General features: G+C 37.7%; 23 protein-coding genes. 13 read left to right on the top strand and 10 right to left on the bottom strand.

What is annotated here, in order from left to right; all coding sequences use genetic code 11:
- Nucleotides 1–244 precede the first annotated feature (244 nt).
- Nucleotides 245–1,915 (top strand): transglutaminase domain-containing protein, encoded by a 1,671-nt coding sequence (locus NG743_RS15030; RefSeq protein ID WP_027403537.1) that lies wholly within the window; start codon nucleotides 245–247, stop codon nucleotides 1,913–1,915.
- A gap of 83 nt (nucleotides 1,916–1,998) precedes the next feature.
- Here the strand turns inward: NG743_RS15030 and NG743_RS15025 are convergent, their stop codons facing one another.
- A complete protein-coding gene (locus NG743_RS15025; protein ID WP_193962767.1) occupies nucleotides 1,999–2,442 on the bottom strand; it encodes an HNH endonuclease in 444 nt (147 codons plus the stop codon).
- A gap of 1 nt (nucleotide 2,443) precedes the next feature.
- On the bottom strand, nucleotides 2,444–2,704 hold the full coding sequence (locus NG743_RS15020; protein WP_027403535.1) for a hypothetical protein: 261 nt from the start codon (nucleotides 2,702–2,704) through the stop codon (nucleotides 2,444–2,446).
- Nucleotides 2,705–3,089: 385 nt separating this feature from the next.
- On the opposite strand from NG743_RS15020, the gene NG743_RS15015 reads away from it, so the two are divergent.
- Nucleotides 3,090–3,341: a type II toxin-antitoxin system Phd/YefM family antitoxin gene (locus tag NG743_RS15015; RefSeq protein WP_027403534.1), complete on the top strand. Its 252-nt coding sequence runs from the start codon at nucleotides 3,090–3,092 to the stop codon at nucleotides 3,339–3,341.
- Complete coding sequence (locus NG743_RS26915) at nucleotides 3,334–3,543, top strand: PIN domain-containing protein (protein ID WP_371316541.1); 210 nt, start codon at nucleotides 3,334–3,336, stop codon at nucleotides 3,541–3,543. The genes NG743_RS15015 and NG743_RS26915 overlap by 8 nt, the downstream gene beginning before the upstream one ends.
- Before the next feature lie 128 nt (nucleotides 3,544–3,671).
- On the opposite strand, the gene NG743_RS15010 is transcribed toward NG743_RS26915, so the two are convergent.
- Both NG743_RS15010 and NG743_RS15005 read right to left on the bottom strand, forming a co-directional pair.
- The gene (locus tag NG743_RS15010) at nucleotides 3,672–4,529 is read right to left on the bottom strand and encodes a DUF8832 domain-containing protein (RefSeq protein ID WP_027403533.1); all 858 of its coding nucleotides are present in this window, start codon (nucleotides 4,527–4,529) and stop codon (nucleotides 3,672–3,674) included.
- A gap of 57 nt (nucleotides 4,530–4,586) precedes the next feature.
- On the bottom strand, nucleotides 4,587–6,482 hold the full coding sequence (locus NG743_RS15005; protein WP_035082599.1) for a sensor histidine kinase: 1,896 nt from the start codon (nucleotides 6,480–6,482) through the stop codon (nucleotides 4,587–4,589).
- Between the two features lie 334 nt (nucleotides 6,483–6,816).
- On the opposite strand from NG743_RS15005, the gene NG743_RS15000 reads away from it, so the two are divergent.
- From NG743_RS15000 to NG743_RS14990, 3 genes are all read left to right on the top strand, one after another.
- Nucleotides 6,817–7,500, top strand: a complete 684-nt coding sequence (locus tag NG743_RS15000) for a RibD family protein (protein ID WP_257120346.1) — start codon at nucleotides 6,817–6,819, stop codon at nucleotides 7,498–7,500.
- Between the two features lie 86 nt (nucleotides 7,501–7,586).
- Nucleotides 7,587–8,756 (top strand): GNAT family N-acetyltransferase, encoded by a 1,170-nt coding sequence (locus NG743_RS14995; protein ID WP_027403531.1) that lies wholly within the window; start codon nucleotides 7,587–7,589, stop codon nucleotides 8,754–8,756.
- A 106-nt stretch (nucleotides 8,757–8,862) separates the two neighbouring features.
- Nucleotides 8,863–9,252, top strand: a complete 390-nt coding sequence (locus tag NG743_RS14990) for a DUF4346 domain-containing protein (protein WP_027403530.1) — start codon at nucleotides 8,863–8,865, stop codon at nucleotides 9,250–9,252.
- A gap of 271 nt (nucleotides 9,253–9,523) precedes the next feature.
- Here NG743_RS14990 and psb32 read toward each other — a convergent pair whose 3' ends face one another.
- On the bottom strand, nucleotides 9,524–10,267 hold the full coding sequence (psb32, locus tag NG743_RS14985; protein WP_193964993.1) for a photosystem II repair protein Psb32: 744 nt from the start codon (nucleotides 10,265–10,267) through the stop codon (nucleotides 9,524–9,526).
- Nucleotides 10,268–10,674: 407 nt separating this feature from the next.
- On the opposite strand from psb32, the gene cysH reads away from it, so the two are divergent.
- The gene (gene cysH, locus NG743_RS14980; RefSeq protein WP_027403528.1) at nucleotides 10,675–11,379 is read left to right on the top strand and encodes a phosphoadenosine phosphosulfate reductase; all 705 of its coding nucleotides are present in this window, start codon (nucleotides 10,675–10,677) and stop codon (nucleotides 11,377–11,379) included.
- A 65-nt stretch (nucleotides 11,380–11,444) separates the two neighbouring features.
- A complete protein-coding gene (gene sbcD / locus NG743_RS14975) occupies nucleotides 11,445–12,695 on the top strand; it encodes an exonuclease subunit SbcD (RefSeq protein WP_027403527.1) in 1,251 nt (416 codons plus the stop codon).
- Nucleotides 12,696–13,074: 379 nt separating this feature from the next.
- On the opposite strand, the gene NG743_RS14970 is transcribed toward sbcD, so the two are convergent.
- On the bottom strand, nucleotides 13,075–16,266 hold the full coding sequence (locus NG743_RS14970) for a sll1366 family intein-prone helicase (protein WP_193962260.1): 3,192 nt from the start codon (nucleotides 16,264–16,266) through the stop codon (nucleotides 13,075–13,077).
- Between the two features lie 725 nt (nucleotides 16,267–16,991).
- Here NG743_RS14970 and era point away from each other — a divergent pair.
- Nucleotides 16,992–17,966: a GTPase Era gene (gene era, locus NG743_RS14965; protein WP_027403525.1), complete on the top strand. Its 975-nt coding sequence runs from the start codon at nucleotides 16,992–16,994 to the stop codon at nucleotides 17,964–17,966.
- A gap of 180 nt (nucleotides 17,967–18,146) precedes the next feature.
- The gene (locus tag NG743_RS14960) at nucleotides 18,147–18,653 is read left to right on the top strand and encodes a dihydrofolate reductase (RefSeq protein WP_193962261.1); all 507 of its coding nucleotides are present in this window, start codon (nucleotides 18,147–18,149) and stop codon (nucleotides 18,651–18,653) included.
- Between the two features lie 342 nt (nucleotides 18,654–18,995).
- Here NG743_RS14960 and NG743_RS14955 read toward each other — a convergent pair whose 3' ends face one another.
- Nucleotides 18,996–19,796 (bottom strand): tetratricopeptide repeat protein, encoded by an 801-nt coding sequence (locus NG743_RS14955; protein WP_027403523.1) that lies wholly within the window; start codon nucleotides 19,794–19,796, stop codon nucleotides 18,996–18,998.
- A gap of 229 nt (nucleotides 19,797–20,025) precedes the next feature.
- Here NG743_RS14955 and NG743_RS14950 point away from each other — a divergent pair, with 229 nt between their 5' ends.
- A complete protein-coding gene (locus NG743_RS14950) occupies nucleotides 20,026–20,325 on the top strand; it encodes a 30S ribosomal protein PSRP-3 (protein ID WP_015079494.1) in 300 nt (99 codons plus the stop codon).
- Nucleotides 20,326–20,424: 99 nt separating this feature from the next.
- Here NG743_RS14950 and NG743_RS14945 read toward each other — a convergent pair whose 3' ends face one another.
- Complete coding sequence (locus tag NG743_RS14945; protein ID WP_257120343.1) at nucleotides 20,425–22,143, bottom strand: WD40 repeat domain-containing serine/threonine-protein kinase; 1,719 nt, start codon at nucleotides 22,141–22,143, stop codon at nucleotides 20,425–20,427.
- Between the two features lie 225 nt (nucleotides 22,144–22,368).
- On the opposite strand from NG743_RS14945, the gene NG743_RS14940 reads away from it, so the two are divergent.
- Together NG743_RS14940 and NG743_RS14935 are read left to right on the top strand one after the other, a co-directional pair.
- Entirely contained in the window at nucleotides 22,369–23,337 is a 969-nt protein-coding gene (locus tag NG743_RS14940) for an orange carotenoid protein N-terminal domain-containing protein (protein ID WP_027403521.1), read from the top strand.
- A gap of 174 nt (nucleotides 23,338–23,511) precedes the next feature.
- Nucleotides 23,512–23,961 (top strand): DUF29 domain-containing protein, encoded by a 450-nt coding sequence (locus NG743_RS14935; RefSeq protein WP_193962262.1) that lies wholly within the window; start codon nucleotides 23,512–23,514, stop codon nucleotides 23,959–23,961.
- Nucleotides 23,962–24,002: 41 nt separating this feature from the next.
- Here the strand turns inward: NG743_RS14935 and NG743_RS14930 are convergent, their stop codons facing one another.
- Both NG743_RS14930 and secG read right to left on the bottom strand, forming a co-directional pair.
- Complete coding sequence (locus NG743_RS14930; protein WP_257120342.1) at nucleotides 24,003–24,767, bottom strand: peptidase; 765 nt, start codon at nucleotides 24,765–24,767, stop codon at nucleotides 24,003–24,005.
- 12 nt (nucleotides 24,768–24,779) lie between these two features.
- Nucleotides 24,780–25,013, bottom strand: a complete 234-nt coding sequence (gene secG / locus NG743_RS14925) for a preprotein translocase subunit SecG (RefSeq protein ID WP_027403518.1) — start codon at nucleotides 25,011–25,013, stop codon at nucleotides 24,780–24,782.
- Between the last annotated feature and the right edge of the window lie 151 nt (nucleotides 25,014–25,164).

Genomic DNA, 25,164 nt, shown 5'->3' with positions numbered 1-25,164 from the left:
GTCATTAGTCATTAGTCATTAGTCATTGGGTAATTTTATTCTTTCTTCTTCCTTCTTACTCCAGACTCCAGACTCCTGACTCCTGACTCGGTGACTCCTGACTCCTGACTCGGTGACTCCTGGACTCGGTGACTCGGTGACTCGGTGACTCGGTGACTCGGTGACTCGGTGACTCGGTGACTCGGTGACTCGGTGACTCCTGACTCCTTGCTCTATAGCAACTGTTGTTAATAAATAATAATTTATGAGTGTTCCACTACCCAGTTTGACGGTGAGCCAGATGTTTGGGCAAAAAATAATCAGACCAGTTACTGCTGCTACTCTCTATGGTATTGCTTCCATTAAAGATAGACTTATTGCTATTGATACGGTTAAAGGTCATTTATTAGAAATTGACCCCCTTACCGATAACAGCAAAATTATCAATCCCCACCAAGTCCGTGAATTTCAAGAAGTTACTGGTTTAGCTGTGTGGGAGGATGATCTGTGGGTGACTCGTGGGAACAGTGTCTATTTATGTAAATTGGCATCTTTAGGGTTAGAGCATTTTGTGACTTTACCCTATCCGGCTGATGGTGTGGCCGTTTGGGAATCTACCGTTTATGTTAGTTGCCAAAGACTTGGCTATATTTTGATTTTTGACCGGGATACCCGCAAGGAAATAACCAGATTTTATGCCCCTGGTGTCGGTATACAAAATTTAGCAGTTAGTAAAGAAACTTTGTGGGTATGCGATCGCACGGAACAAACAGTTTACTCTATGGATAGGGCAACTGGAGAAGTCCGTTTTAGTGTTCTCACGCCTTTTGACTCTCCTACAGGTATCGCCGTTCACGGACAGGATGACACAGGCAAAGATCATGTTTATGTGGCATACTCCAGCGAAGAACCTTATATTCGGGATAATCCCAACGCTGACCCCTGTTTTGAATTAACTTACCGCGATCGCACATTCATTCATTCCCTACAATATCACTACCAGGAGGATAAACGCTACGCCCTCTCCAATGGCTATCTCATAGAAATGTCTTATGTTGAGGAAATTTCCCCCCTTGATGAAGTTTACTTAGCCGATATAGAATGGCGCATTGCCCTCCCCTCAGAAACCCAACGGCAAAAAGTCCAACAAGTTGAACATATTGGTTTACCTTTCACTGAAGAAATCATTGACGGACAAAGAGTAGCCGTATTTAAATTTGATAGCCTGGCCCCCGGTGAACGTCACATATTTGGCTGGAAGGCATTAGTAGAAGTCCGCGGCATTAAACATCGCATCACTCCTAGAGACGTGGAAGATATTCCAGAACTGTCACCAGAATTAAAAACCCGCTATCTAGTAGATGATGACGATTTAGCAATGGATACCGATATTGTTATCCGTGCAGCCCGCACAGCAGTTGGTTCGGAAACTAACATATTACGGAAAATGTACAGTATCCGTAACTATGTCTATGATCAATTGTCCTATGCCATTAAACCCCATATTGACTCACCCGATATTGCCTTAGAACGAGGTACTGGTTCTTGTGGAGAATATGTAGGTGTATTACTAGCACTTTGTCGCCTTAATGGTATTCCTTGTCGTACAGTTGGCAGATATAAATGTCCAGTCTATGCTGAACACCAGGGCGTTCCTCTCCAACCCGATTTTAATCATGTTTGGTTAGAATTCTATATTCCGGGGATTGGTTGGTTGCCAATGGAATCTAATCCTGATGATCTCGAAGAAGGTGGACCATACCCTACACGGTTCTTTATGGGCTTATGCTGGTACCACATTGAAATTGGTAAAGGCATCACCTTTGAAACCTTAAGCAGAAATGGCATCCGCTTAACAAAAGAAGAGGTTTCACTGGGTGACTTAGCTATTAACCATATTCGCTTCACAATTCTGAAGGAATTACCACCTTTTTAATTTTTGATTGAGGAACGAAACCCAACGCAAAATGTATAAATGTTGGGTTTCCTTGCGTCAACCCAACCTACTTTACTTTGACACTAATTCTTACTCATTTTTTCTTTTGCTGCTATTGGTGGATACTTAGCAACTTCTATTAATAATTGTCTTTCTATAATCCGTTCATTTTTGTTAAAATCGAGAATACGGGCTGTTACTTCACCAATATCTGTTAATGGTTGAATGATAGCTTCATTAAGTTGAAAATGATCACCCCAAAAGTCTCTACGAGGGTTAAAAAATCTGACTAACTCACCAGTTTCCCAATTAATTGAACCTAAATCTGTACCTTTTTGCAAATTACAGAAAACACAAGCATAACAAAGATTATCATCTGTACTTGCTCCACCATGTTTGACACTAATGATATGATCAACTTGACAAGATGTAGTATCTTCTTCTGAAATTAGACAATATTCACAGATATTACCAGCACGTTCCACAACTAAACGCCTTATTTCTAAATTAATGTAAGTACGAGACACCTTATTTACCCTCAGCGTTAATATATTTATGAGCCTTAGCTTTAGCTAATCTAATAATGTGTTCTAACGTCAAAAAATACTCTAATTCTTCCTTGTCTTGTCTCGTTAGTTCATTATTTTTAGCACTATCAATTAAATCCTCTAAACGGTTTTGCGCTGTTTCGGAAAGGTGGAAGTTAATTACACTTTCGGGAGTAGTACCAGCAGCAATGAAATCTACAATTTCGTCGTAGACTTTGATTGTTTTAACAGATGTATTCATGGCGGTATCCTTTTTTATAATAATTGTCTGATAGCGCAGCGTAGCCATATCATTGAGTTATAATTATAGCAAATGCACAAACAACCCTGCGTTAAAATTTGTATGAATATTCAAGATAAAACTGTAGATAGTCGCAACCTAACGCAAAACGGGTAAGTGAATATAGCAATTCCCATTCAAGTGAGGTACAAGAGTTAATAATCAAACGCAGATGGACGCAGATAAACGCAGATCATTTTGTACTTCATTAGACTAGGAAATGCTATATAAACCTTTATCTGAATCAGGATTTACAGGATGTTTATTTTTAATCTTAGAAATGGGAATTTATTTAATCACGTCGAATAACCAGTTTGAGTTATGATAAAAAGAAAGGAGGTATATTATGATTTATTTATCTGCCACAGAAGCAAAACAAAATTTTACAGAATTTTTAGATAAAGCTCAAAAAGAACCAATAACCATTCAGCGTCAGGAACAAGATTTAGTTGTAGTGCTATCTGTCTTAGAGTATCAAAGATTAACTAAATTGCTAAAAAATGAGTTTCAGGGATTTTGTGATCAAGTTGGTAAAAATGCCGAAGTAAAAGGTATGACAGAAGAAAAGCTCAAGGAAATTCTTGAAAGTGATGATTGAGCAAAGAATTGTTATTGACACTAATTGTTTTGTGAGTCGGTTACTAACTCCCAAACCTATCAATTCTCAAGCAGTTCGTTATGCTTTTGATTTCCATCACATTCTTGTTGCTGCGGAAACACTTACAGAATTAGAAATGGTTCTTTCCAGGAAAAAGATCCTGTTTAGACATCTCCAAAAAAGATGTAGGGACAATTCATGAATTGTCCCTAAAAGGATTTCGGGCTACGCATATTGAATTTTTGGAGATGTCTACTGAGTATTTCTTTTTGTGAAGTTCTCTAAAATTGTTTTTGGGTTGCGCTGTCGCTTAACCCAACCTACGATTTTCTATTCTACATTTACCCAAAAATCTGCGGTTTTGATTTGTCCATTGCGATTAAATTGCATCCACATTTTATATGTTCCTGGTTTGGGAAATTTAGTATGAAATTCAACCTTTCCGTCAGCAGGATCTTTCATTGCGTGTGCATGGATATAATCAGATGCAGTGAGGGGAGACGAACTTTTAATAATTACTAAATGTCCTTTTTCCCCCAAATAAGGCTGTAAATCTTGAATTGGTTGATTTTTATTGTCTTTTAAATCGAAACTTAAAGTTACTTCTTGACCAGCTTGAATATTTTTTTCAGAAATATTCAGATTAACCTGAGTATCTGAGATAGTTTTAGTCTTGCTGAACTTTTCTAAATTTTTTGGTAAAGGAACTGAACCGGGAATTGTGATATTCATTAATGAGACATTTTCCTTATTTCCAGCAGGTTTATAATCACTGAAAAGTGTATAATTACCTGATTCTGGAAAATTTGCAGTCACTTCAAAGCGACCATTTTCTTTATATTCGGGATGAATATGAGCAAAAGATCGTAAATCATCACTAATAATAATTAAGTGCATGATTTTTTCCTGGAAAATGTCAAACTTATTAACAGGTTTACCAGACACATCTTGAATATCAATAACTAAGTTAATCGGTTGATTTGGTGATAAACTTTTCGGAGCAGTTAATTTAACCTTAGTAGTTATTTGTGAATTATCCCCATGATTCATATTTCCCATAGAATGTCCCTCATGATTCATCATCATACTAGGTGAAACCTGTGTTTCCGTAGACTTAGTATTTGATGAACAACCAGGAGTTAGTAATAAAGCTGTCACCACAAAAATACCTGAAAAAAGTCGCTTCATTTTAGGAGGGTTGTAATTTGAAATTCATTGTTTGTCGAACATTTCCGAGAGCCAGAATTAACTCCTGACTCCATTTCTAACCACATCTTTTTTTTCTGGATTAGGTAATAAAGCCAGATCAATCAAAGGTAATTTAATAATTACTGTTGTTCCTTGATTTAACCCCAAACTCTCTAAGGTGATTTTACCACCCATGAGTTCAATTAAATTCCGAGAAATTGCTAAACCCAATCCAGTTCCTTCAAACTTGCGTGTAGTTGTACCGTCAACCATGACAAAAGGACGGAATAGTTTACCTTGTTCTCCTGGGTCAATACCAATTCCTGTATCTTTTATGAAAACTAAAACATAATGCTGATGCTGATAAATATTTGTGGTAATTTGAATACTCCCTTCATCAGTGAATTTAGTGGCATTACCAATAATATTAATTAACACTTGTTTAAGTTTAATGGCATCAGATTTTATAGGAATAGGTTTATCACCTATATCACAAATTAATTGCAGTCCTTTATGTTGGATATTAACTGATTGTAAGTTAATTACCTCTAATAATAATTGCCGTAAATCCAGCGGTACTGTAGTTACGGAAAGTTTACCAGCTTCTATTTTAGAAATATCTAGCAAATCATTAATTATCTTTAATAAATGAATTGCTGTATCATCAGCTTTTTTGAGGAATTCTAATTCTTCTTCTCTACTGTCGCATAAATCATCACGGACTAACCGTACACAATTAATAATAATATTCAAGGGATTTCTTAACTCATGGGAAGTTGTAGCTAAAAATTGGCTTTTTACTTGGTTAGCTGATTTAGCTTCTTTCCAAGCAATTTCTAATTCTTCAGCCCAATCTTTGAGTCTTTCGACCATTTGATCTAATGCTTGTGCTAATTGGTTAAACTCCCGAATCTTGAAGTTACGTGGAATGGGTTGTGCTGCGTGGTGACTATGAAGATTAACAGCATAATCGCGGAGTTCTTCAACAGGACCAGCTAAATAAGGAACTAAATAAAATGATGCCAATAAACTTGCACCAATTAAACCGACTGTTAAAACAATGAGAATTAGTTTAATTTCTTCTAAACCAAATAGGGCATTTTCTACACTTGTAACTGCTAGGACAATCCATCTTTGTGATGGTCTTGTGGTGATAGGTTTAGTAGTAGCTGTAAAACCTGTAACTAGTTCCTCTCCTTCAACAAAGGATAAATTACTGGAATTATTACTTCCATCTAAAGCATTTTTCACTATAGCTTGTATTCTTTCCACATCGGCATAATTTTTAATATTAGTACCGACTCTTTCTGGAAATAATGTGTGGGCTAAAACTCTACCATCTTCGGCAATGACTACTAAAAGACCCGTCAATGAGCCTGGATGATTGGGATTTTGTTGATACAATGTGGTTTTAATGCTTAATCGGTAAGCTAAATTACCACGTTGATTAGCAATAGGAATTGATAAAAATAACTGGAGTTGATTTTGTTTGTCTCTTTTACCAGTTTTTCCAGATTGAGATGGTAATATGAATTGAATATCAACATCATCACTGGTGGCAGATAAGCCGGATGGGGTAATTTCTTGAATACCACAACTACTGGCTATTATTTCACCTTTTTTAATGTGGGTGAATTGGAGACAATTAATTTTGGTTGGCAGTTGTTTGTGTAGCTGTTTAAGAAATTGTTCAATTTGGAAAGGTGAACCGGATTTAATTACTTTTGTCTGACTGGCTGTAATTAAATTGGAGCGCAAAGCGGCAATATCATCACTAATTTTTTCTCCTTTGTTAACCGCACTTTCTGTTAAATTTTGTCGGGCAGTATTTAACAGACTAGAACGAGCTTTATTGAGGGCAACCATTTCTCCTACTAATAAAACTGGGACAAATACCAGTAGTATTCTTGTTACTAAAATTTGTCGAAATGACGATTGACGAGATTTAGCCATTGTTTGTCTCACTTCGCATCTTTAAACGACAATTACAAAGATATGAAATTACACTAACCAAAGGAGACATTTTATTAGTTGATGATAAGTTTACTATTAGTTTAAATTTCTCATAGAAATAAGAGATAACAGGTAAGAATTAAAAAATTAAAAAATTAACTAATTCTTACTCTGGTTTAAGGACAAACATGATATAACAAAATTCATAAAATGTAGATTAAATAGTGAGTACTGTTGCATATTAATATTAATGGTATAAAAGTTATCAATCTTGTCTTATTGTGATAAATTGTGAGAAAATATATCTACCAAGCAGAAATATCAGAGCAATGCAATGATGCAACATCGTCCTCATACCACAGTAGTTTTAGCCATGAGTGCTGATGGCAAAATAGCAGATTTTAGGCGATCGCCTGCTCGATTTGGCTCAATGGCTGATAAAATACACCTGGGGAAACAAATTGCTGCATCTGATGCCGTTTTATTTGGTGCTGGTACTCTTCGTGCCTACGGTACAACAATGACCATTACAGACGCAATACTCTTGCAACAAAGAAAAATAGCAAATCAGCACCCCCAGCCAGTTCATATAGTGATTTCCCGTTCAGGCAACCTGAATCCGGACATTAAATTTTTTCAACAACCGGTGAGACGATGGTTACTCACAACCTCTCTGGGAGCTTATTTTTGGCAAGAAAGATCAGAGTTTGAAAAAGTTTTAGTCTTTGAAACTCCTAGCCAAGAAATTGACATTTTGGCGGCTTTAGAATATTTCACAAGTTTACAAATTACCCGTTTAGCTATTTTGGGAGGAGGAAAATTAGTAGCATCTTTCCTAGAATCTAATTTAATTGATGAAATCTGGTTAACTATTTGTCCACTGATTTTAGGTGGTAGTATTGCACCTTCACCTGTTGAGGGGACAGGATTTTTATCTGATCTCGCGCCTAAGTTACAATTATTAGAAGTATCTACCGTAGAGCAGGAAGTATTTTTACACTATAGAATAATTCCGTAGGGGCGCAGAGACTGCGCCCAGACCAGAAATGTAGTGCGCCCAAGCATGAGTCAAAAGTAAATCTAAAATGACTGGACAAATACACAATGATCAAAGAACACAAACCCCATTATTCTCTTGTTTGGACGCACACAATTGCTGATGTTCCCCAAGCAGACTGGGATGCTTTAGCGATGCCGTTAAAAACGCCTTTTTTAGAATGGGATTGGTTGCACAATTTGGAAATATCTCAAAGTGTTACAGCCAATACTGGTTGGTTGCCAAATCACTTGATTTTGTGGCGAGATAAAACTTTAATTGCCGCTGCTCCTTTATATTTAAAAGGACATAGCCAAGGGGAATTTGTTTTTGATCATCAATGGGCAGAATTAGCTTCTCGCTTGGGAATAGAGTATTATCCAAAGTTGCTGGGAATGACTCCATTTACCCCGACTGAAGGCTATCGCTTTTTAATTGCTGCGGGAGAAAATGAGGCAGAAATTACAGCTTTAATGCTCCATGAAATTGATGGTTTTTGTGTGAAACATCGGATTTCTGGTTGTCATTTTCTCTATGTTGATCCCCAATGGCGACCGATTTTAGAAAGTCAGGGTTTTACAACTTGGCTACATCATAGTTATATTTGGGAAAATGCTAATTTTCAAACTTTCGATGATTATTTAACTGGATTTAATGCTAATCAAAGACGGAATATTAAACGGGAACGTAAAGCTGTAGAAAAGGCAGGTTTAAGATTGCAAGCGTTAACCGGTGAAGAAATTCCTAACTCTATGTTTCCGTTAATGTATGACTTTTATGCTGATACCTGTGATAAATTTGGTTGGTGGGGAAGTAAGTATTTAACCAAGAACTTTTTTGAACAGTTACAACATAATTATCGGCATCGAGTTGTATTTTTTGCGGCTTATAATCAAGAAGATCCAGGTCAACCAGTGGGGATGTCCTTTTGTTTATTTAAAGAAGACAAACTATATGGACGTTATTGGGGGAGTTTTCAAGACATAGATTGCTTACATTTTGATGCTTGTTATTATGCACCAATTGAATGGGCGATCGCTCATGGTATCCAAAATTTTGACCCCGGTGCTGGTGGTAAACATAAAAAACGCCGGGGGTTCCCTGCTACCCCGAATTACAGCCTGCATCGCTTTTATAACCACCGTTTAGGGCAAATTATCTTGCCTTGGGTGCGGGAAGTTAATCAACTAGAACAAAAAGAAATGGATGCCATTAATGCAGAGTTACCTTTCAAATAAGGAAATAGATCAAAATAGATCCCCGACTTCTTTGAGAAGTCGGGGATCTAAATATTGTATATTGATGTAATCTGAAAATACTCTTTCTATAAATTTACTTTTGACAATGCCTAAGGATTTACTACTCGAAGATTTGACAGCAATTGATTATAAACTTTCTCACCGTCATATTGATCTTGACCCCAACGGCTATTTTATTATTTACATAGACCAAAAGGAAGGATTAATTTATGCCAAGCACTTCACTAATGTGATCAACGAACGTGGTTTAGCCGTAAATCCCGAAACAGGTGAAGTGATTCCTGTTCGCGGTAAAGTGGAAAGAACCCACACAACTGTATTTAGCGGACGTACAGCCAAAGAACTCTGTATCAAGATTTTTGAAGAAACTCCAAATTGTCCTGTGACTTTATTAGATCATGCAGCTTATTTAGGTAGGGAATTTGTTCGCGCTGAAATGGCTTTAGTGTCAGGCAAAGAGTACATTCAAGATTAAATAGAGTACGCAAGTGAGTGCGAGATACGGAATCTGAGTGAATCAAAGTCAATAAGGGTTGAACCATTTTCCTCCGGCTTCTCTAGCTTCAACGACTATTTTTAACATCAACCTACTTTGTAGTGATTGGGAATTGTTAGCTAATTCCCATTTACCTACGTTTTTTATGACAAAACTAAGACACTCTTACATCTTTGTGATATTGCCTTTTTACTTACGTAATAAGGACAAGAAACTTACAAATCAAAAAACACCCCCAGTCCCCAGTCCCCTATTCCTCAGATTCCTGAGAGGGTGGTTTTTGAAACACCAGATAAATGTAGTATGTAGCCATTGGGATGACAGTGGCAGCAATTAATAGCCCAACCACCCAAGCAGTAGCATTACCCTTATCTGTTTCTCCAGCTTTGGTGAAAGTTCCTTCTACCTGGACTGTTTCCTTAATTTTTGGTGGACCGGGATCTGGTTGACCAGATAACACAGCAACCAGGCGATCGCTCACGTCCAAAAATCCTTGGTTGTATTTATTACCCTCACGTAATGCTGTACCTAATGTTTCTTCAACCACACTCTCGGCAATAGAGTCAGTTAATAATGACTTCACATTATCCCCACTCAGTAAAGTCATTTTATTAGTAACAGTATCGACCAGTAATAATACTTGATTGGTTTGCTCTGCCGCTGTTGGAAACCATTTACTAAATAATCCCTTGGCAAAACTTTCCGGTGTTTCTCCGTAGTCAAGGCTGTGAATAGTGACAATTCTGGCTTCATTGCCAGTTTTTTGGGCTAAATCCTGGAAAGCCTTGCTAATCTGACCTTCATTGAATCGGCTAATCACATCACCTTGATCTAAAATCCAAGTATCTGCCGTTAAACTGGGTATTTGGTATACACCAGTAGCAGCAGCAGGTAAAATAAACAGTGAACTCGCCATCATCATCATCAGTACAGGGAAAATGAGACGAATAACGTATTTTTGGTTACTAAATAATTGCTTGAGTAACTGTTGCATGGGATGAATTCTTAAACAGACTTGCAATCAAAATACTACATAATTAGGGAATAGGGAATAGGGGCGGGGAGTGGGGAGTGGGGGAGTTGGGGGAGTTGGGGGAGTTGGGGGAGTTGGGGGAGTTGGGGGAGTTGGGGGAGTTGGGGGAGTTGGGGAGTTGGGGAGTTGGGGGAGTTGGGGGAGTTGGGGGAGTTGGGGGAGTTGGGGGAGTTGGGGGAGTTGGGGGAGTTGGGGGAGTTGGGGGAGTTGGGGGAGTTGGGGGAGTTGGGGGAGTTGGGGGAGTTGGGGGAGTTGGGAATCAATTTTCTCTCAAACCTATTTCCTCAATCATCGGCGGGGATATGTGCCTATATTCTTATAAGATTAGATTTAACAAAAGTAAAAAATCTTGGTTTTAGAGAAAGATCATGACAACTTCTATCGCCTTTGACTTAGCATCACTAAATAAGCAATTTGAAACTGCAACCCCTACAGAAATCCTAGCCTGGTCTGTACAGAACATCCCCACAGGATTAGTCCAAACTAGTGCCTTCAACGTTGATGACATCATCTTGACACACATTTTTTATAGCGAACTTCAGCATCCCGTTCCCGTTATTTTCCTAGATACCCTTTATCATTTCCCCCAAACCCTAGAATTGGTAGCTAAAGCCAAAGAAATCTACAACCTAGATTTAAAAACCTATAAAACCCCAGACGTAGATAGCCGTGAAGCCTTTGCTGCTAAATTTGGGGAAGCCCTTTGGGATACAGATATTACTAAATTCCACGACATTACCAAAATCGAGCCACTTCAACGCGGTTTAGACGAGCTTAATACAGTAGGTTGGATCACTGGTCGTCGTCGGGATCAAGCTGTTACTCGTGCTACCATGCCCGTATTTGAACTAGATGGTAAGGGAAGATTAAAAATTAACCCTCTAGCTACCTGGACTCGTAAGCAAAGCTGGGCGTATGTAGCTGAACATAAAGTAATTTACAACCCCCTTCATGATCAAGGTTATCCCAGTATTGGTGACGAACCTATTACCACTAAAGTCGGCGAAGGTGAAGACGAACGGGCTGGACGTTGGCGCGGAAGTGAAAAAACTGAGTGTGGAATTCACATTTAATCACACAACTAGATACCCGACTTCTTGAAGAAGTCGGGTATCTTAACCCTTACAACCAATAAACTATGAAAATTCTCCATCTTTCAGATATCCATATTGGTAGCGGTTTTTGCCACGGGCGCGTTAATCCAGCCACAGGTTTAAACACACGACTAGAGGATTTTGTGAAAACATTATCTTTGTGTATTGACCGAGCGATCGCTGATCATGTAGATTTAGTCCTGTTTGGTGGTGATGCCTTCCCTAATGCCACACCTGCACCCTATGTTCAAGAAGCCTTTGCTAATCAATTTCGCCGTTTAGTTGATGCAGATATCCCCACAGTCTTATTAGTGGGAAATCATGACCAACATTCCCAAGGTTTGGGAGGTGCAAGTTTAAATATTTATCGGACTTTGGGAGTACCAGGGTTTGTAGTTGGTGATACTTTAACGACTCATCGCCTTTCTACACAAAAAGGAGATGTACAAATCATTACTCTCCCTTGGTTAACTCGTTCCACTTTAATGACTCGTCAAGAAACTCAGGGTTCTTCTCTAGCAGAAGTTAATCAACTCCTCACAGACCGTTTAGAGGTAGTTATCGAAGGAGAAATTCGCCGTCTTGACCCCAATTTACCCACTGTGCTTTTAGCCCATTTAATGGCTGATAATGCCACTTTAGGTGCAGAACGATTATTAGCAGTCGGAAAAGGTTTTACCTTACCCTTATCTTTATTAACTCGACCATGTTTCGATTATGTGGCTTTAGGTCATGTTCACAAACATCAGAATTTAAATAAATCTAATGACCCACCAGTAATTTATCCTGGAAGTATTGAACGGGTAGATTTTAGTGAAGAAAAGGAAGACAAAGGTTATGTAATGATAGATTTGGAAAAAGGGAAAGTAAATTGGGAATTTTGTCCCTTACCCGTGCGAACATTTCGGACTATTGAGATAGATTTATCTAAACAAGATGATCCACAAAAAGCATTATTAAAAGGAATTGCTAAATATGATATTCAAGATAATGTAGTGCGACTCATTTATAAATTGCGGTCAGAACAATTAGATTTAATTGATAACTCTTCTCTACATCAAGCTTTAAGCACAGCGCACACTTACACCATTCAAGCCGAATTGGTGAGTCAGTTAGCAAAACCTCGTATTCCTGAATTAACCGCAAGTAGCAGTATTGACCCAATGTCAGCTTTAAAAACTTACTTAAATAATCGGGAAGATTTAAAAGAAATAATGCCCTCTATGTTAGAAGCAGCACAGAATTTATTAACAGATGATGAGGGAATTTGCTTAGTACCCCAAGGAGGGAAGTAGGGGCAAACCCCCTGTGGTTGCCCCAAATACCGGGGTAGGCACGGGGGCGCTACCCCTACATTAAATGCCTATCTTCTTATAAAATTAATTTTGCCTGCCTATTTATCAGCAATTCTCTAACCAATTTTGCTTATTTGATTAATGTGCCTATTTCTGTTTAAAATGTCTTTCTTAGGTGAGTTTATCTAGGGTTTGCTGATAGCGTAGCATGGCGTTAGCCTTACTCCTGATAGCGAAGCGTGGTGTTAGCCATACTCCTGAATGGGCGAAGGCCCTGCGCCCCTACCTCCTGATAGCGTAGCGTGGCGTTAGCCATACTCCTAGCCCTCACAGATAACTTTTTCAGCAACCCCTATCTATATTTTCTAGCATATATTTCTTAAAGTTCATCTTCTTCAATCACAGCATTCCGATCTAATATTAATAAGTTACGAAGTTGGTCTGTATCCATTTCTGTTAACCAATCTTCTCCTGCACCTACAACCTGTTCTGCTAGTTGTTTTTTGCTTTCAATCATATCATTTATTTTCTCTTCTAATGTTCCAGTACAGACGAATTTATGGACTTGAACATTGCGGGTCTGACCAATTCTAAATACTCTATCTGTGGCTTGATTTTCAACTGCGGGATTCCACCATCTATCAAAGTGAAAAACATGATTTGCCCTAGTTAAATTCAATCCCACACCACCAGCTTTTAACGATAAAATCATAATTGGTGGTCCTTGGGGGTCATGTTGGAATCTATCAATCATTTCCTCTCTTTGCTTTTTACTGGTACTACCATATAAAAAGAATATCTCTCGTTCTAATTTCTTTTCTAAATACGATTTTAACAACTTACCCCATTCAGCAAATTGTGTGAAAATTAAAGCCCTGTCTCCTTCTGCTAAAACCTCATCTAACATTTCCTCTAGTCGTTGTAATTTAGCAGAATGATGTTTCTCTAAAGTTGCTAATTTCAAATATTGGGAAGGATGATTACAAATTTGTTTTAGCTTCACTAATAACCCTAAAATCATGCCGCGACGTTGTAAACCTTCCGCAGATTCAATTTCTACTAAAGATTCATCTACTAATTGTTGATATAGTGTAGCTTGTTCAGAAGTTAATCCACAAAAAACTGTCATTTCTTGCTTTTCTGGCAAGTCTTGAATTATGTCTTTATCACTTTTTAATCGGCGTAAAATAAAAGGCTGAACCAATGAACGTAATTGATTTAAAGAAGCAGTATCACCATACTTTTCAATCGGCATAGCAAACCGTCTTTGGAAAAATTGTTTATTCCCTAAATAACCGGGATTCAAGAAATCTAAAATAGACCATAATTCTTGCAATCTATTTTCTACAGGTGTACCCGTTAAAGCAATGCGAAATGTCGTTTCTAATTGTCGCACTGCCTGTGATTGTTTCGCATCTGAATTTTTGACATTTTGGGCTTCGTCTAAAACAATTATCTGCCATTCAACTGCTTTTAATAATTTAATATCGCGGTGAATCAGTGAATAGCTAGTAATTACTATATCGTGTTTATTAACGGCTTCTGTAAACGCTTTACCTTTAGGACGTTTATCACCGTGATATTCCAAAACTTTGATTGTCGGGGCAAATTTTTTAACTTCTTTTTGCCAATTGCCCATAACTGAAGTAGGACAAACTAATAAAGTTGGTTTTTCTAGAATATTTTCTTCTTTGAGGTGAAGTAAAAAAGCGATAAATTGGATGGTTTTTCCTAATCCCATATCGTCTGCAAGACAAGCACCTAAACCCCAACGTTCTAAAAATGCTAACCAACCCGCACCTCTTTCTTGATAAGGACGTAATTCTCCCCGAAAACTTTGAGGTGTAGTTAAAGGTTGAATTTCCTGATTATTAGTTAATGCCCCAATTAATTCTGCCAAGGCACCGGAAGCTTCAAAACTGACAACAGGTAATTTCTCAATTACTTGGGTGTCTCCTTTACTAATGCGTAAAGCATCTTCTAAAGAAAGAGACATTTGTTCTTTGCGAGAACTAAAAAAGGTTTGGGCAGTTTTAATATCTTGGGGACGGAGTTCTACCCATTCACCATTAATTTCGACTAAGGGACTATTTAATTTTACCAGTTTATCAAACTGAACTTTAGAAATTGTTTGTCCACCAATTGCCAAATGCCATTGGAAATTTAATAAACTTTGTAAACCCAAACGTCCCGATTTTTCTTGAGGAGTTTCGGCACTAATTTTTAAGCCTAAACGATTTGCCCACCCTTCCCGATTTGCTAAACTAGGAGGTAAAATTACTCCTAACCCGCTATCTTCAAATCTCCAAGTTACAGCTTTGATAAATTCATAAGCTTGCATGGGGGTGAGGTGACAAAATTCGGGAGATGCAGTTTCTAAACTGGGGGTAATTATGGGATACAATCGAGAAGCTAAACCCAAACCTCGCAAAAATGTTTCTTGAGGTTGTGCAATTGTGCGATTTTGATAAACTAATGTATCTACAGGTTGATGCCAAATTGTCGCTGCGCCTATTAAAAACTCTGGGTTATCTGCTGCTTGCAGAAAATACTGCAAAATCCAATCTGGTTCTTCATTTTCTGGAGGAAGCAATTGAAAACAAGTTCTAAATAAAGCTTTGCCTGTAAGTTGATATTGTAATGGTAAAGTCCAAGCTTTTAAAGTAGTTTGTAACCGGTCTCCTCCTGCTGCATCAATTGTATTATTTGCATTAATTAATCCTTGTAACCATTGCTGTAATGTAGCAGGTAAAGACATCATCATTCTCGGTTCTAGGGGAGATTGAGAACTAAGCATTAACCGCAATTGATTATCTGTAACGTGATTGAGGAATGATAATATTAATTCTTGAGGTAATAATGGTAAATTAATGGCTATATTTTCGGTAGTCTGTTGATATGTTCGACAAGCTAAAGGCATTTGTGAAGAGAATTTCTCTAACCTTGTGACATCTATGGCACTATCTAAAAGTATCTGCCATTTGGCAATTAAATTACTATCTTGTTTGTCAACGGTTGGTAAAAATTTACAACGAGAAATTAAATCTAAATGCCATCTGTAAATATGTACCCAAAAATGAATATCTGCTCCTAATAAAGCCGCTTTATTATCGGTTGTACTCAGGGGTAATGATGAGAGAAATTGAATTGCTAATGCTGGAGTGAGACAAAAACCCTCAATTTTCCAAGGATGCAAATATTGTGAGGATGGAGAATCTATATCCACGCTGACAGAATGAACGGGAGAAATTGTCGTTAATTCTGATTTATTAATTCCTGAAAAATAAGTTGGTAAAGAAACTATTTGTGAATAAACAGGTAATTTTATTTCTGTTGGTGGTTTACTTTTAATTCTTTGTTTAGTAGTAGAAGATGGCTGAATTAAATTAGTAATTGATAAATTAGATAATTCTAACCATTCGTTTAATTCCACCGAGTCCATAGCCAAGGGATGTAAAGGAATCTCAGCAGATACTTCAGTATGCACCTGTGAAGAACGCCAAGTTTCTCCCCAAATAAAGAAATAACTATTTTGATGATTTATTACCCAAGTTCCGTGTAAAATTGCCATGTTTTAATATACTAAATAGGGTTTGCTGAATAAGTTGTCTGTGAAGGTAGGGAACAGTTTTAGCTATCAATAGTAACAAACACTAGTAGTTCGTCAAATTGATTTTGACAGGTAATAATCGGAAAAAACTTCTGTTCTTCCCTCCCCTGCCCCCCTGCCTCTCTTCTCCCCCTACTTGCCTTCACCCGTCATTTTCGGGTTGACAGACTACTAGAGGGTATTTTAAAACCTGTCGGCGATTATAAATCGCTACTATACCCAACACGGCTTAATTATTTGATTCTCCGGGTAGGGGTTTAGCAAAAGCTTAATAGTGTCAACTTAAGCTACAGATAGCTTATTTCTTTGGCTAACAGACCCACTATGAAATGAATTGCAGGGGGCTAATACACTACTTTATCCCTTGGGTCACGCTTACGCGAACAGGTGAGTCTGGGCTTCTCAACGACTCCTCTATGAGGACAGTAAAATTTGGCTCTATGCTTTTTATTATTTTCATAAATATGCAATAATTAATGTATCTCTAATTTAGGCGTTGGTGAATTGAAATATAAAAATAGAAAATATGGCTACGCCACGCCAGCTATCACAATTTCAAACTTTGCGTCTTTGCTCCTTTGTATCTTTGCGCGAAACATAATTTATACCGTCATTATGCAATCCCCTAAATTGAAAGAGAATTTCCCTCAAAGCTCAAAATAATCTATTAATCATAACTGTAAAAAATGCAAGTAGAATCACAAGTATCTGATATTGATAATAATATTTTTACTGATTTCGGTGGGGTGATGATTCCCCAAGCACCGGATGGATTTAAATCAGGTTTTATTGGCATTATCGGCAGAACTAATGTGGGTAAATCCACTTTGATGAATGAATTAGTTGGGCAAAAAATAGCTATTACTTCCCCCGTATCCCAAACTACTCGAAATCGCTTAAAGGGGATTTTAACTACGGAAACAGCCCAGTTGATTTTTGTGGATACGCCCGGTATTCATAAACCTCATCATCAATTAGGGGAAGTGTTGGTAAAAAATGCGAAAATTGCCATTGACTCGGTAGATGTGATATTATTTGTGGTTGATGGTACAGTTGCTTGTGGTCCAGGCGATCGCTATGTGGCAGAACTACTGATTAATAGTCAAACACCTGTAATTCTGGGGATTAATAAAATTGATCAACAACCGGAAGATGCCCAAAAAATAGATGATAGTTATATTCAATTAGCTGATACCTATCAATGGCAAAGTGTGAAATTTTCTGCTAAAACCGGCGCGGGATTATTGCAACTCCAAGATTTATTAATTAGTCATCTCGAACCAGGTCCATTTTACTATCCACCCGATTTAGTAACAGACCAGCCAGAACGGTTTATCATGGGTGAATTAATTCGAGAACAAATATTATTATTAACCCGTCAAGAAGTTCCCCACTCCGTAGCCATAGGCATTGATTTAGTCGAAGAAGCTCCAAAAATTACCCGTGTTCTCGCCACGATCCATGTTGAGAGAGATTCCCAAAAAGGTATTCTCATTGGTAAAGGGGGAACAATGCTCAAAGCTATTGGTAGTGAAGCTAGACAACAAATTCAAAAGCTAATTGCTGGGAAAGTTTACCTAGAATTATTTGTCAAAGTCCAACCCAAATGGCGACATTCACGGGTACGGTTAGCAGAACTAGGTTATCGCATCGAAGAATAATATGAGGAATCAGGAAGTAGGGGCGCAGTCCCTGCGCCCATTCTAGTGTTATCCATATTTTTGATTTCAACTTTTTATCCATATTTTTGACTTCAACTTTTTATATCATTTACCCATAGTTTACGGTATCGTAAATTCTTACAATTACCTTCTCTGAAAAAACCAGAATATTATCAATTTATGCCGTTAATTAGTCTCATTGCTGCCATTTCTGAAAATCGAATTTTAGCAAACTCAGCCAGAAAACATATTCGTGCTGGTAATCCCTGGGATATTCCCAGTGATGAAATTTATTATCGGCAAAAGATCAGAAGACATCCTGTAATTATCGGGCGCAAAAGTTATTCTACCATGACTAAACCATTTCCCGATTGTACAACTATTGTTCTCACCAGAGATTCCAATTTTCAAGCCTTTGGTTGTGTCGTGTTGCATTCATTAACAGAAGCAATTGCATGGGCGAAAATGAGTGAAACAGAAGAAATATTTATCGCCGGTGGTGGACAGATTTATACTGAAGCAATCAAATTTGCCGATAAACTTTATTTAACTATTGTTGAAGGTAATTTTGTGGGAGACATATACTTTCCTGAATTTGTCGATTTTGGGAAAGTCACCAAAGAGAACAAGATGCAGGAAAATGGCTTTAAGTTTAATTTTGTGGAAATTGAAAAGTGCGTTAATTAGGTAACGCTACCTTCAATAATTGGCTAAGTAATGGGACACAATTAATACACAACTGATTTTTATGTTCTCTGTTCCTCGTTCCTAGTCTCTGACTAGGAATGCAGTTGATGAGGCTCTGCCTCTAATATCATTGAAGGCAGAGCCTTCCAGAATTCATTCCCAGTCAGAGACTAGGAATGAGATGACTTGAGTTCTTTGCGGGATAGAGGTTTTACGTTAAGTTGACACCAATGAAGCTCTTGCTTTACCCCTACGTTTAGAATCAAACAATCAAGCCGTTTTGAGTATAAAACCTCGCGGTAAGTGGGAAAATCAGGGGCTTTAGCCGCTGAGAGTGTCAATTTATTGTAATTTCAAAAATCTATCCAAAGCTGCTACCATACTTGGTGGCCAGCGACGGATATTCGTTACCCAATTCATATCCTTATAACGGGTATCTAGTCCATAAGCAGCTACCCAATTACTTTCTGCCTCTCCCTTATTTCCCCTCACCCAATAAGCGGCTGTTAAAGCGGCACGCATATCAGCAAATCGAGGATATTTACGGACTATATTCCGCATCTCGCGGACAGCTTTATCTGATTGATTAGTTTCATATAAAGCTAGGGCATAATTAGCTCTAGCAAAGGCAAAATTTGGGTTAATTTCTGTAGCTTTTTGGAAATCTAAAATCGCTTCTTGCCATTTCCCTAAACCTGTTTTAGCATTACCACGATTATTATAAGCCATAGCATCTTGAGGATCTAATTCTAATACACGATTATAATCAGCGATCGCCTCCTCCCATCGTCCCAAACCTTCCAACGCCGTCCCCCGATTCAAATAAGGATCTGTTACAGTAGGCGCAAGTTCTACAGCTTTGTTATAATCCATCAATGCGGATTGTAACTTATTCTGACTGACACGAGAATTACCGCGATTACTCCATGCTCCCGCATTAGTAGGAAATTTTTCAATAATTTCTGTCCAATAAGCCTCCGCCGTCACAAAATCGCCTTGATTCGTAGCAACAAAAGCCTTAGTCGCCAATTCATCCCCTACTTGCAACTCCTCGGCGGTGATAGGTTGAGATTCTGCCATAACTGGTGTATTCCAGCCAAAAACCAGTAATAGACTCAGAAAAATACCAATTAGTTTAATCATCTAACTCTGATGTGATATGCAACAAAATTAATGATATAGCAAATCATGAAACTCAGATTAAAAGAGGCTTTGACTCATTCCTCCCTCTTCCCTCTTCTTTCTTCATTCTGACTCCTCACAAAGAAGATTCCCAAATTTCTGCACTCATTGGTCAATTATTCAAACATTGAGTTAAAATAAGGGGTCGCAAACTTAGTAAGTAAAACCCGGATATTCCCCGGAGGTGTAATTGACCAAGTTCATTTTGAAAATTCTCTGGTTAGACGAAAACGTCGCCCTAGCAGTAGATCAGGTTGTCGGTAAAGGTTCTAGTCCCTTAACCAAATACTTTTTTTGGCCCAGAAATGATGCCTGGGAAGAGCTAAAAAAAGAGTTAGAATCCAAACACTGGATCACAGATGTTGACCGGGTAGAGTTGCTTAACAAAGCCACAGAAGTGATTAACTACTGGCAAGAAGAAGGCAGAAAACGCCCAATGGCAGAAGCACAGTTGAAATTTCCAGAGGTTGCCTTCACAGGTAGCGCCTGATTGTTTTAAATTGGTAATTGGTAGTGGGTAATTGGTGATTGGTCATGGGTAATTAAGTAAAATTATCACCTATCACCTATCACCAGTCCCCAGTCCCCATCATCTTCGCCACAATTTGATTGTCTTGTCCTTACTACCACTGATAATTAATCCCCCATCATCCCTCATAACAACGCTAGATACCGAGTCTGTATGACCGACAAGACTAGCAATTTCTGATTTTGTGCTGATTTGCCAAATTTTCACCGTTTTATCCCAACTGCCACTAATCAGCATTTCTCCATCAGCACTAAAAGCTACAGCCACCACTGACCAAGAATGACCTGAAAGTGTGCTAATTAATTCACCAGTGCTAACATCCCATAATTTGATTGTATTATCACCGCTACCAGTCGCCAACAAATTAGGATGAGTGGGACTAAAAGCCACTGTCAAAACTGCCCAAGTATGACCAAAAAGAGTTGTTAATAAGTGAAATTTTCCGTCTTCTAATTTCCAGATCCGAACTGTGCGATCATAACTAGCACTAGCCAAAAGCTGCCCTTGGGGACTAAAAGCTACAGCATTTACTTGTAATTTATGCCCCGTTAAAGTATTCAGTGCTAAACCTGTATTTACATCCCAGATTTTAATAGTTTTATCCCAACTGCCACTAGCTAAAATTTGCCCACAAGGATGAAATGCTAGGGATTTAACAGCATGAGAATGTCCAGTCAAACTATGAATTTTTGTTAATGTCTTCACATCCCACAAATTGATAGTTTGATCATTACTAGCCGTAGCTAAAACTGTATCATTATCATTAAAAATGACTGCTGTTATAGATTGAGTATGTCCGGGAAAGTTCCCCATTAATTGCTGATTGCTTAAATTCCATAATTTAATATTTTTATTATCTTCACCACTAGCTAATATTTTGCCATCATGACTTAATGCCACAGTATTAATAGAACTATGAATTTGATTTTCTAGAGTATTAGCAAGTTGCCATAAATGACTTTTATTTAGAGATAATAAAGGCAAATAATTATCTTTGATACCCAAATTATAGATAAGTTGATCTGCTGATTGCCAACGTTCTTGTAAATTATATTTTACCAATTTATCAAGGGTTTGTCCTAAATGTTCACTAATTTGATCAGTGAGATAATCTCGCCATACCCAGCTATTATTAGTCATATCAAATAGTTCAAAAGGAGAAATTTGAGTAAGTAAATAAATACAAGTTACACCTAAACTATAAAGATCACTTGCGAAAACTGCTTTACCTTGTGCTTGTTCTGGGGAAATATATTCTGGACTACCAACTAAATTATCTTTATCTTCATTGATATTGGCAAACTTCATATTCGCAAAATTTCCTAAAACCAAATCATCTAATAAATCTCGACTTTGATTTTTAGTCCGCAAAATAATATTTTCTGGTTGAATATTTCCATGAATAACTTGATGATTATGAATAAACCTGATCACTGGTAATAAGCTTTTTAAAATCTGCCAAATCTGAGTTTCATGAAAAACACCTTGTTTGGCTAATAAACTAGCTAAATTATCACCATCAATAAATTCTTGAATTAAATAGTAATATTCATTTTCTGTAAAATGTGTGATTAAAGTAGGAATTTGTGGATGTTTACCTAATTCCGTTAATTTCTGTACCTGAAATTGAAAAATTTCCAGCGATTGATATTGAGATGAAACTTGATAAACAACACAAGGAATTGGCGGAAATTGACTTTCATCTACAGCCAAAAAAGTCTGATACAATCTCCCCTTACTAATCTGTTTAATTAAACGATAACCTTCATTAATCAACACAATTTAGCTCCTAAATTCCTCTCTGCGCCTCTGCGCCTCTGCGCCTCTGCGTGAAAATAAATTCTTTACCATTGATTACCTATTTTGTCAATTCGTAATTTCTATTATTTACAAAAATTAAGATTTTCATTACATTACTTTCCATAAGACATAAGTTCATCATAAACATTTTTAACTGATGTCTTTACAAAGACTAGTAAACACATAACTTTGGAGATTCCGACTGTGGCTTTAACTATCCAGTCTGCTCAAACTATTTTTTCTAATACTCAAGTTCCTAGTCCTATTCCCGCAACCATAGCGTTATTTGATCAACTTAACGTTGATGATCAATTAGCCTATCTTTGGTATGCTTACACCGAAATGGGTAAAACTATTACCCCCGCAGCACCTGGAGTAGCACGCTTGCAACTAGCTGAAAGTTTGCTTACCCAAATTAAGCAAATGTCTCGTGAAGAGCAAACAAAAGTAATGCGAGATTTAGCCAGCCGTGCTGATACTCCTATTAGCCGTTCCTATGGTTTTTTCAGCGTTAATACCAAACTGGCTTTCTGGTTCGAGTTAGGAGAATTGATGAAACAAGGAATCATCGCTCCTATCCCCGTTGGTTATCAAATGTCTCCCGGTGTAAAATTTGTATTAGAAGCTACACAAAAACTTGATCAAGGTCAGCAAATTACCGTATTGCGGAATACCGTAGTAGATATGGGATTTGATACTTCTGATCTTGGCCCTAGCAGTTATCCTAAAGCAGCTACAGAACCTGCTTTCCAACGGACAAGTCCAGTTATTTCCTCCGTTAAAATTGACGGTATTACAGAACCTGCGGTTTTAGGCTACATTGAAGCCATGAATGCAGATAAATTTGATGATGCGATCGCACTATTCACTACCGACGGTGCGCTACAACCACCATTCCAAAAGCCAATTATTGGCCGGGAAGCGATCGCTAAATATATGCGCGAAGAAGCACAAGGACTAAACATGATGCCACAACAAGGTATCTGCGAAGTTCAACCAGACGGTTCTAAACAACTGAAAGTCACAGGAGTAGTACAAACTCCTTGGTTTGGTGTCACAGTTGGAATGAACATTTCCTGGCGGTTTTTAATCAATCCCGATGGAAAAATCTTCTTCGTAGCCATTGATATGCTTGCATCTCCTCAAGAACTTATGAACCTACGTCGAGTGTAATCAAATCATGAGGCTGTCGAAAATCAAATTCACTTGTAATTTCCACAGCCTCGCAATAATAGAGTCAAAGCTATTGACACCGACCAAAAAATTTGTTATCATGAAACCGATGAGGAAGAACTATCTCAGTTGTATAAGCGCAACTAATCAAGTCTTAGGCTAAGTCAGCAAATAATGAAAACAGCTATTGAGATCAACAAATTATATGAGTCTAATTACTCACAATGGCTAGATGAGACAATTAAAAACCTCAAATCTCGTCAATTGGGAGATATTGACTATGATCACTTAATAGAAGAGTTAGAAGAATTGGCGAAAACCGAAAAAAGACGAGTGAGAAGTTTATTAGAACAGATTATTAGACACTTATTACTTTATCAAAATTGGCATATAGAAAAGCCCAGAAATGCTAACCATTGGGCAGCGGAAATTATTAGTTTTCGTAATCAAATTAACGAAGAATTAGCCACTAACTTACGCAATCATTTAGCGGAAAATATCAATATCATTTACAGCAATGCCTTAGATTATGTTAAAGCCAAAACCAAACTAACCAACTTACCAGAAATTTGTCCTTACACCTTAGATCAGATTTTAGATAAAAACTGGTTGCCTTCATCTTGAAATCTTACCTTTGCGCCTTTGCGCCTTTGCGTGAGATAAACTCAATTCTGCCCCAAACTAGTAGATTGTTCATAAACCCGTTTTAAAGTATTTACATCTCTGACAGAAATCAACGGCGGTTTGCGAACTTGAGAAAAATACATAGTATCAGTATTTAGAAGACTATGACCCCAAATGCCCAAAGCATGACCAAGTTCATGACGGGCTGCTGATAGTACATATTCACCAGTTTGACTAGGACTCAGCAGAATTGTAAACCGGTGAGATAAAATATTATTTTCAGTATATAAATTATAAGTAGTTAAAGCCGAACGCGATCGCAGTATCTTACCATTAGGTTCACGTTGCAAAGGTGGTGATTTTCGGGAGATTGTAATATCAGCAATAGCCGATTTTTCCACTATTTGTAAAGGTAAATAAATACTCCATTCTTGCACTGCTTGAGAAACACTATTAACCCATATTTGCGATTGCTTTTCATTAAGATCAGTTGGTGTTTCTATCTTCACTTTCACCGGAAACCGTGACCAAATTAAATAACCAACTTTCGTAGATTTAATTTGATCAAAATAATCTCCACTATTCATTTTATCTTGCCATTGTGCCAGAGTCGGTGGTAAAGGATGGGTTTTTTGGATAAATTGGGAGTTTCTTCCCTGTTCCCTCACACCAGCATTTACTTGAAAGTTAGTCAAAACAACCAGCAGTCCTGTACTTATTGCTAAAGTCAGAACTGCTGCTTGTAGTGAGCGAAGTCGAACTATTAATCTTCGCCAAAAGTTTTGATTTTGGGTGATTTTTCCCATTTTCAGTTTCAATTATTTGGGCAACCAATTAGCACTTAAAACCACAGTTAAACCCATAAAAACTACAACTAATGCCCAAGTAACTCGATTTAAAGTATTTTCGGCACTTTTGGTACTGCTAAATAATTGTGCTTGTCCACCAATAGCCCCAATGCCATCACCTTTAGGACTATGTAACAAAACGAGAATAATCAAACTGAGTGCAGAAAATGCCCAAATGCCTTGAATAATGTTAGTAATTGCCATATTAGAAATGTTGGTTATCAAAAGTTATCAATTTTGTAGCTAAATTAGCGGTTATAAACCGCGTCTACACAGGCAAAACCCACCGTCGTGGGTTTCAAAATCTTGATTTTTCTTGAGTCCGCGCAGGCGGACTTTGATTGTGTAGCCGCGA

This window comes from Dolichospermum heterosporum TAC447, from assembly GCF_024584745.1.
In the GTDB taxonomy this organism is placed as follows: domain Bacteria; phylum Cyanobacteriota; class Cyanobacteriia; order Cyanobacteriales; family Nostocaceae; genus Dolichospermum; species Dolichospermum heterosporum.
The sequence above is the reverse complement of the archived record's forward strand: the minus strand, read 5'-3'. Positions and strand labels throughout refer to the sequence as shown.

Bases quoted from the DNA above. Each gene is read 5' to 3' on its own strand.
- NG743_RS15030 (WP_027403537.1), top strand. From the start codon at position 245: ATGAGTGTTCCACTACCCAGTTTGACGGTGAGCCAGATGTTTGGGCAA.
- NG743_RS15020 (WP_027403535.1), bottom strand. From the start codon at position 2,704: ATGAATACATCTGTTAAAACAATCAAAGTCTACGACGAAATTGTAGAT.
- NG743_RS15015 (WP_027403534.1), top strand. From the start codon at position 3,090: ATGATTTATTTATCTGCCACAGAAGCAAAACAAAATTTTACAGAATTT.
- NG743_RS26915 (WP_371316541.1), top strand. From the start codon at position 3,334: ATGATTGAGCAAAGAATTGTTATTGACACTAATTGTTTTGTGAGTCGG.
- NG743_RS15010 (WP_027403533.1), bottom strand. From the start codon at position 4,529: ATGAAGCGACTTTTTTCAGGTATTTTTGTGGTGACAGCTTTATTACTA.
- NG743_RS15005 (WP_035082599.1), bottom strand. From the start codon at position 6,482: ATGGCTAAATCTCGTCAATCGTCATTTCGACAAATTTTAGTAACAAGA.
- NG743_RS15000 (WP_257120346.1), top strand. From the start codon at position 6,817: ATGATGCAACATCGTCCTCATACCACAGTAGTTTTAGCCATGAGTGCT.
- NG743_RS14995 (WP_027403531.1), top strand. From the start codon at position 7,587: ATGATCAAAGAACACAAACCCCATTATTCTCTTGTTTGGACGCACACA.
- NG743_RS14990 (WP_027403530.1), top strand. From the start codon at position 8,863: ATGCCTAAGGATTTACTACTCGAAGATTTGACAGCAATTGATTATAAA.
- psb32 (WP_193964993.1), bottom strand. From the start codon at position 10,267: ATGCAACAGTTACTCAAGCAATTATTTAGTAACCAAAAATACGTTATT.
- cysH (WP_027403528.1), top strand. From the start codon at position 10,675: ATGACAACTTCTATCGCCTTTGACTTAGCATCACTAAATAAGCAATTT.
- sbcD (WP_027403527.1), top strand. From the start codon at position 11,445: ATGAAAATTCTCCATCTTTCAGATATCCATATTGGTAGCGGTTTTTGC.
- NG743_RS14970 (WP_193962260.1), bottom strand. From the start codon at position 16,266: ATGGCAATTTTACACGGAACTTGGGTAATAAATCATCAAAATAGTTAT.
- era (WP_027403525.1), top strand. From the start codon at position 16,992: ATGCAAGTAGAATCACAAGTATCTGATATTGATAATAATATTTTTACT.
- NG743_RS14960 (WP_193962261.1), top strand. From the start codon at position 18,147: ATGCCGTTAATTAGTCTCATTGCTGCCATTTCTGAAAATCGAATTTTA.
- NG743_RS14955 (WP_027403523.1), bottom strand. From the start codon at position 19,796: ATGATTAAACTAATTGGTATTTTTCTGAGTCTATTACTGGTTTTTGGC.
- NG743_RS14935 (WP_193962262.1), top strand. From the start codon at position 23,512: ATGAAAACAGCTATTGAGATCAACAAATTATATGAGTCTAATTACTCA.
- NG743_RS14930 (WP_257120342.1), bottom strand. From the start codon at position 24,767: ATGGGAAAAATCACCCAAAATCAAAACTTTTGGCGAAGATTAATAGTT.
- secG (WP_027403518.1), bottom strand. From the start codon at position 25,013: ATGGCAATTACTAACATTATTCAAGGCATTTGGGCATTTTCTGCACTC.